General features: G+C 68.3%; 7 protein-coding genes. 2 read left to right on the top strand and 5 right to left on the bottom strand.

Annotated features, from left to right (window positions below):
- The 3 genes from ACFU8Q_RS08835 to ACFU8Q_RS08825 form a co-directional block, all read right to left on the bottom strand.
- The coding region (locus ACFU8Q_RS08835) for an ROK family protein (protein WP_384449857.1) at positions 1-1,137 on the bottom strand (1,137 nt) is incomplete at its 3' end.
- A 100-nt stretch (positions 1,138-1,237) separates the two neighbouring features.
- Entirely contained in the window at positions 1,238-1,888 is a 651-nt protein-coding gene (locus ACFU8Q_RS08830) for a response regulator (protein WP_384449854.1), read from the bottom strand.
- Positions 1,889-1,892: 4 nt separating this feature from the next.
- Complete coding sequence (locus ACFU8Q_RS08825; RefSeq protein ID WP_384449851.1) at positions 1,893-3,065, bottom strand: sensor histidine kinase; 1,173 nt, start codon at positions 3,063-3,065, stop codon at positions 1,893-1,895.
- Positions 3,066-3,173: 108 nt separating this feature from the next.
- Between ACFU8Q_RS08825 and ACFU8Q_RS08820 the strand changes: the two genes are divergently transcribed.
- Positions 3,174-4,112, top strand: coding sequence for an ATP-binding cassette domain-containing protein (locus ACFU8Q_RS08820; protein WP_384449848.1), 939 nt, complete (start codon positions 3,174-3,176; stop codon positions 4,110-4,112).
- Positions 4,109-4,852: an ABC transporter permease gene (locus ACFU8Q_RS08815; RefSeq protein WP_384449868.1), complete on the top strand. Its 744-nt coding sequence runs from the start codon at positions 4,109-4,111 to the stop codon at positions 4,850-4,852. The genes ACFU8Q_RS08820 and ACFU8Q_RS08815 overlap by 4 nt, the downstream gene beginning before the upstream one ends.
- Positions 4,853-5,305: 453 nt before the next feature.
- Here the strand turns inward: ACFU8Q_RS08815 and mug are convergent, their stop codons facing one another.
- Together mug and purB are read right to left on the bottom strand one after the other, a co-directional pair.
- A complete protein-coding gene (gene mug / locus ACFU8Q_RS08810; RefSeq protein ID WP_384449845.1) occupies positions 5,306-5,866 on the bottom strand; it encodes a G/U mismatch-specific DNA glycosylase in 561 nt (186 codons plus the stop codon).
- A 19-nt stretch (positions 5,867-5,885) separates the two neighbouring features.
- Positions 5,886-7,328, bottom strand: coding sequence for an adenylosuccinate lyase (purB, locus tag ACFU8Q_RS08805; RefSeq protein ID WP_384449842.1), 1,443 nt, complete (start codon positions 7,326-7,328; stop codon positions 5,886-5,888).
- Positions 7,329-7,671: the final 343 nt, after the last annotated feature.

Below are 7,671 nucleotides of genomic sequence, written 5' to 3'. Positions count from 1 at the left end.
TCCCTCCACCGCGAAAAGCTGCTCCTCGACATGGTCGAGAGCGAGCCGCAGGGCGCCCGTGGCCACCGCCGCCTCGCCGAGCAGCGACAGCGTGACCCGCGGTGGCCTGAGGCAGTAGCGGGCCAGCTCACGGCGGAGCGGGTCCAGCACACCGTCCAGCCCCGCGGCCCAACCGCCGATCACCACCAGCTCGGGGTCCAGCGCCAGCACCAGCGCCGCGACATCGTGCACCAGACGCTGAATGAACCGCTCCACCGCCGCCTGCGCCCGGGCATCGCCATGGCGTGCCTCCGCGAACACAGCGGCGACCGCAGGCTCGTCCAACGGGTCCAATGGCGTGTCCGTCGTCGACAGAAGCCTCTCCGGCGTCGCCTCGCGGCCGAGGAGATGCAGCGCGCCGATCTCCCCCGCCGCACCGCCGAAACCCCGGTGCAGCCTTCCGCCGATCAGCGAACCGGCGCCCGGGCTCAGCCCGGCAAGGACGAACACGATGTCGTCCGTTTCGGTGGCCGCGCCCTTCCAGTGCTCCGCGACCGCCGCCGCATTGGCGTCGTTCTCCACGAGGACGGGACAGCGGAAGGAGCGCCTCAGCCGCTCGCCCAGCGCCAGACCCGTCCAGTCCGGCAGTGCGGTGCCGAGCCGAACGGTCCCGTCGGCCTCCACAATGCCCGGACTGCCGATGCCGACCGCACGCAGACTGCTCCGGGCCACACCCGTCCGCCGGAGAACATCGGCGACCACGGCCCTGACCTTTTCGAGCCGGTCGTCGGCGCAGGCCGTCTCCGACACCTCGCGCGATCCCGCCCCGATGATCCGTCCGTCGAGCCCCGACAGCAGAGCGGAGATCCGGTGTGGGCCGATCTCGATGCCGAGCAGATGCCCCGCCTCGGCGCGAAACCGGAACCGGCGGGCCGGCCGCCCCTGCCGCCGGGCCTCGCCGCCGTCGGGCACCGACTCGACGACCAGTCCGGCTTCGAAGAGCCCCTCCATGACGCCCTCGACCGTCGGCCGGGACAGACCCGTGATCCGGGTGAGGTCCGTGAGGGTGGGGGAGTCGGCGCCCCGGAGGGCATGCAGTACCACCGCGGAATTGATACGTCGCAGCAGCGACGGATCCCCACCGGTCAGCCGGCCCACGGTGTGTCCTCCCAGCTCGTGCGCATGTCAGGCGGATCGTACTCGCTGCCCGGGTAGAGGGCGACCGTGGGCCGGGACAGACATCCCGAGGCGGCGGTCCTCAGCTCGGCGCGACGAACCCCGACTCGTAAGCAGCGATCACCGCCTGGGTGCGGTCCCTCGCACCCAGCTTGGCCAGTACGGCGCTGACATGGGTCTTCACCGTCTCGACACCGACCACGAGCTTGGCTGCGATCTCCGCGTTCGACAGACCACGGGCCATCAGCCGGAGCACCGCGGCCTCCCGCTCGGTCAGTGAAGCCCGGTCCATGGCCGCCCGCGCTTTGCTCGTGCCGTACTCGGCGGCGAGCTGCCGGACCGCCGCCGGGAACAACAGCGACTCGCCCTCTGCGACCAGGCGCACCGCATGCACGATCTCTGCGGGCCGGGCGCGTTTGAGGAGAAAACCGTCCGCTCCGGCACGCAGCGCCTCGTACACGTACTCGTCGTTCTCGAATGTGGTGACCACCAGGATCTTCGGCGGATCCGGCACGGTGCGCAGCACCACCCGGGTCGCCTCGATGCCGTCCATCAACGGCATCCTGACGTCCATGGCCACCACATCGGGGCGTAGCTGACGCAGCAACGGGATCACCGCGGCGCCGTCACCCGCCTCGCCCACAACTTCGATATCGGGCTGAGCCTCAAGCACCGCGCGCAATCCCGCGCGGACGAGGGGTTCGTCGTCGACCAGAAGAACGGTAACCGGCATCAGGTCAGCCTAGGCCGTTCAACGGAAGGCTTGCGTGCACCCGCCAAACGCCGCCGTGCGCACCTGTCTTGGCTATTCCGCCCAGCAAGGCGGCCCGCTCACGGATGCCCCGCAAGCCGCTCCCACCTCCAGGTGTACCAGCCGACCCGGTCAGCGGATTGGTCACCTCCAACTCCAGCCGGCCGTTGGTGACGCTGATCCGTACCCGGACGGGAACCGTCCCGGAGTGACGCAGCACATTGGTGAGCGACTCCTGAAGGATGCGGTATCCCTCACGGGAGACCGCCCCCGGAACCTGCTCCAGCGGACCGGATACATCCGCATCGATCTTCGCCCCCGAACCACGAGCGGAGTCCAGGAGCCGGTCCGCTTCCGCAAGGGTCGGCTGCTGTCCCACCGGAGCCCCAGATTCGCGCAGCACCCGCAGGACCCGCTCCAGATCGTCGAGTGCCTCCCGGCCGGTCTCCTCGATCGCGACAAGTGCTCGCTCGGTGAACTCCGGGTCGCGAGCCGCACGTGCCGCACCCGCCTGAACGACCGCGACCGTCAGCGCGTGCCCGATCGAATCGTGCAGCTCCCGGGCGATGCGGTTGCGCTCCAGCAACTGCTCGGTGCGCTCCTCCAGGGCGGTCAGCCGCTGCACCGGCGAGGGGCCGAGGAGCCGACGTGCGGTGGCAGTGACGAGCTCGCCACTCGCCACGACCACGGCCAGCAGCACCAGGATGGGCAGGGGCGAGAGCAGGGCGTACCACCAGTGCGGCTCCACTTCGCGGACCAGCCACTGGCCGCTCGGGCCGGTGCCCGAGGCGGTGAGGACGAGATCGACCGCTGTCCCCGACAGCCACACCGTTGCGAACCCTACGACGACGGCGACCAGCAGGCGTATCTCCAGCCACAACACGGTTCGCCAGCGATCCGACCAAGTGGTCGCAGCGGTTGCGGAAATCGTGGCGTCGGGCCTGCCCCGCTCCGCAGGCGTGAGCAGGAGCTGTGCCTGAACGCCCTCGGCCAGCCGCATGCCGGGCAACAACCCCACCGGCACAGCGAAGACCATGGGCGCCCACGGCGTGTCCATGGAGATGAAGAGCCACACGCTGCAGGCCGCCCCCGGGATGAGGAGATGCAACCATCGGGAGTAGGTGGCAGAGGCGGCCAGCGGGCGGAGAAGACGGAACATGCTGTCATCGTGTCAGTCCGCACGGGTGCGACGGCTCCCCCGAGCGAGGGAGATGATCCCCACCCCCGGGGGAGGCCAGGAACCCGGCGCGGCCGCGAGTCTGAGGACATGACCAGCATCGACGTCCACGAGCTCACAAAGGAATACGGCAAGACCCGTGCCGTGGACGGCCTCACGTTCAGCGTGCGCCCCGGTCGAGTCACCGGCTTTCTCGGCCCCAACGGTGCCGGTAAGTCAACCACCATGCGACTCGTTCTCGGCCTCGACCGACCCACCAGCGGCACAGCTACGTTCGACGGGCAGCCCTATGCCACGCTCGACGATCCGCTGCGCCAGGTGGGCGCCCTGCTCGACGCGCAGGCCGCCCACGCTTCGCGTACCGCGCGAAATCACCTGCTGGCCCTCGCGGTCAGCAATGGCATGGGGGCTCGGAGAGTGGACGAAGTCCTGGAGGAGGCAGGCCTCGGCCAGGTCGGCGGAAGACGCATCAAGACATTCTCGCTCGGCATGCGACAACGGCTGGGCATAGCGGCCGCGCTGCTCGGTGACCCGGAGGTCGTGATGCTCGACGAGCCGTCCAACGGACTGGATCCGGAAGGCATCATCTGGATCCGTGAGCTGATGAAGCGGCTCGCCCGAGAGGGCCGCACAGTTTTGGTCTCAAGCCATCTCATGAACGAGACATCCTCGTTCGCCGACCACTTGGTGGTCCTCGGCCGGGGCCGACTCCTTGCCGACCTGCCGATGCAGGACTTCCTGGACTCCCGCAGCCGGCCCCGGGTACGAGTGCGCACGACCGAACCCACTCGCCTGCGAGATGTCCTGATCCGTAAGGGATATTTGCCTGCGCACGACGGCGACGGGCGGTGGTCCGTCGACGGGGCCAAGGCCGGGGAGATCGGTGCGATAGCCGCTGCAGCAGGTATTGCCGTGCTTGAACTCATGGACGAGCAAACCACGTTGGAACAGGCCTACCTCGACCTCACCGCTGACGCGATGGACTTCTCCGCCGCGGCTACTTCGTCCACGAAGCGACAGGAGAGCTGACCGTGTCGACCACAGCAGTGCTGCACTCTGAGTGGATCAAGATCAGATCGGTGCGCTCCGTCATCGGATCCCTGATAGCGGTCCTTCTCGTGACGCTCGCCATCACCGTGCTCAAATGTGCCAGCGTCGGCCAGTCCGAGGCCGACAGGGCTGACACAGAGCTGCTCTTCGGCGCCTTTTACGCATTGAACTTCGGCCAGGTCGCGGCCATCAGTTTCGGGGCGACGGCGATCTCGTCCGAGTATGTCAACGGTGCCTTGCGGATATCACTCGCCGCCGTGCCGCGCCGCGGCGTCTTCTACGCGGCCAAGATGGCCCTCGTCGGTGTGCCGGCTCTTGTCGTCGGCCTTGTCACCAGCTTCAGCGCCTTTCTGGTGGGACAGATGTTCATGGGCAAGTACGCGATTGGCCTGGGGGAGCCGGGTGCCTTGCGGGCAGCCTTCGGTGGTGGGATATATCTGGCCCTGATGGCTCTGTTCGCGGCCGGGGTGACGATGCTGCTGCGCAGCGCTGTGGCCGTCCTCAGCCTGCTCATCCCGTTCATTCTCATCGTTTCCTTCGTGGTCGGAGATGTGGCGGGTGGAGTGGCGCAGTATCTGCCCGACCGGGCAGGGCAGTTGGTGCTCCACCAGAACCCCACCGACGGTCTCGGTCCCTGGAGCGGCCTCGCCGTGACTGCCGCGTGGGCAGCGGCCGCACTGCTGGCGGGCTGGTGGGCGATCCGGCGCAGAGACGCATAATCGGCTCCCGCGTCCCGCGTCCATGTTCATGTCCGCGTCGGCGTTCGTACTTCACCCTGCCTCATCGGTGGGAGCTGAGCGTTGTGGTGACGGAGATCTATCCGCTGCGACGTGCGCGGGCCACTGCCCACTGAGACGGAACGCGGCAATCGTCGTTGGGTCCGGCAGGAATGCGCTGTGAGTAAGCTCGGGACCCGCTGTCAGTGACGGCCCCGCCTCGGCCCGCCTCGCCCAGCGACGGGCCTCGGTAGTCGAGTCGGCCAGTTGGCGGGCTCGACCGCCTACGGACAGGCTGGTCGAAGGAGGGGCCGGTCAGCCCTCCGGCCTCCTTTGCTGTGGTCAGGCACGGACACCTCCACAGCAAGATGGCGGTCGCAGTCGCAGCCACGACCGCTGTCGCAGCCACAGCTATGTGGCCATCGGTGTCGAGTCTTTGTGTACTTGCCGAGGCTGTCAGGCTTCTTCGGTGGTGAGGGTGTTGTGCTCGACGAAGGCGCCGAGACGCCTGTACTCGTCCGCCATTGTCTGAGTGGTCCAATGGGCGTTCAGACCACTGGGATTGGGCAGGGCCCAGACGCGGGCGCCGCCGATCGTGTGGTCCTGCGGACCGATCCGGGCGGTCCGTCTGCCGAAGGCCGTGCGGTATGCGGTGACCCCCACGACGGCCAGCCACTGCGGTCGCAGTCGCTCGACCTTGGCCGCGAGGATCTGTCCACCTTCTCGGAACTCCTCGGTGGACAGCTCGTCCGCCCGTGCGGTGGCCCGGGCCACCACATTGGTGATGCCCAGGCCGTAACGCAACAGCTCGGTCTGTTCCGCCGGCTTCAGCTGCCGAGGGGTGAAGCCCGATCGATGGAGTACCGGCCAGAACCGGTTGCCGGGATGGGCGAAGTGGTGGCCCGTCGCCCCTGTCATCAGGCTCGGATTGATCCCGCAGAACAGAACACGCAGACCGCCCGCGACCACATCGGGAACGGTGCGGTCGCGGGCGGCCTGGAGCTCTTCGGGTGTCATCCGGGTGTGGTGGCGGCCGTCAGAGGATGGAGCCGGGCGCGTACCCGGCGGCCTCGGGATGCTGCTTGGTGATCTCTTCGATGCGCGAGATCAGCGCGCTGACCTGGTCGCCCGCCGCCCCCGTGAAGGAGAGCTTGTCGGCCATTAGCGCGTCCAGCTGTGCGCGGTCCAGCGGGATGCGATCGTCGGCGGCCAGCTTGTCGAGCAGTTCGTTGCGCTCGGCGCCCTGCTCGCGCATGGCCAGGGCCGAGGCAACCGCGTTCTCCTTGATCGCCTCGTGAGCGACCTCACGGCCGACACCGGCGCGCACCGCACCCATCAGGACCTTGGTCGTGGCGAGGAACGGCAGGTAGCGGTCGAGTTCACGGGCGACAACGGCCGGGAACGCTCCGAACTCGTCGAGCACCGTCAAGAAAGTCTCCAGCAGACCATCGAATGCGAAGAACGCGTCGGGGAGCGCCACGCGGCGGACCACGGAGCAGGACACATCGCCCTCGTTCCACTGGTCGCCCGCCAGTTCACCGGTCATCGACGCGTAGCCACGCAGGATCACCATCAGGCCGTTGACGCGCTCGCACGAGCGGGTGTTCATCTTGTGCGGCATCGCGGACGAGCCGACCTGGCCGGGCTTGAAGCCCTCGGTCACCAGCTCGTGCCCGGCCATCAGGCGGATCGTCTTCGCGACCGACGAGGGTGCCGCGGCCAGCTGTACCAGCGCGGTCACCACGTCGTAGTCGAGTGAGCGGGGGTAGACCTGGCCGACCGACGTGAAGGCCTGAGCGAATCCGAGGTGTGCAGCGATGCGCTGCTCGAGGTCGGCGAGCTTTCCGGCGTCGCCGCCCAGCAGGTCGAGCATGTCCTGGGCCGTGCCCACGGGCCCCTTGATGCCCCGCAGCGGGTAGCGGTCCAGCAGGTCCTCAAGCCGCCCGTAGGCCACCAGGAGCTCGTCCGCCGCGGTAGCGAAGCGCTTGCCGAGCGTGGTCGCCTGGGCGGCGACGTTGTGGGAGCGGCCGGCCATGACCAGCTCGCGGTACTCGCCCGCCAGCTTGCCGAGCCGGGCCAGGACCGCCACCGTGCGGTCGCGCATCAGCTCGAGGGAGAGCCGGATCTGAAGCTGTTCGACGTTCTCGGTGAGGTCCCGGGAGGTCATTCCCTTGTGGACCTGCTCGTGGCCGGCGAGGGCGTTGAACTCCTCGATCCGCGCCTTGACGTCGTGGCGGGTGACCTTTTCGCGCTCGGCGATCGAGGCCAGGTCGACCTGGTCGAGGACACGTTCGTAATCGGTGAGGGCGGCGTCCGGCACCTCGATCCCGAGGTCCTTCTGAGCGCGCAGCACCGCCAGCCACAGCCGGCGTTCCAGCTTCACCTTCTGCTCGGGGGACCAGAGGACGGCCAGCTCCGTGGAGGCGTAGCGGCCGGCCAGGACATTGGGGATGCGAGGCTTCGCAGACACAGCAGTCACGTGTCCAGAGTTTACCTGTCGTCTTCAGCGGTTCGTGAGCGTCCACAAAGTACATAAGGTCCAGGTCAGAGGCTCCTGGACCACAGCCTCACACACAGCGTGCGAGACACGCGTGAGACGAAACGCCCCCGGCCGGTGATTCCAGCACCGTCGGCGCCTTGAGACGAACCCTCCGATCAAGGGAGCCGAACCCATGCAAGACCGTAGCCCGAGCGCCTAGCTGGGCGGCATCCTTGCGGCTGTCAGGGCCGCGGCCGCGGCCGTGACCGTCGTTCTCGCCGGTGTCGGATGCTGGCAGAGCGCGTGACCTGCGGGTCAATACAGCTAGCCCCCCCGGGACGGC

Source organism: Streptomyces sp. NPDC057543 (genome assembly GCF_042801895.1).
Lineage (GTDB): Bacteria > Actinomycetota > Actinomycetes > Streptomycetales > Streptomycetaceae > Streptomyces.
This window is presented reverse-complemented; position numbering and strand designations above follow the sequence as displayed.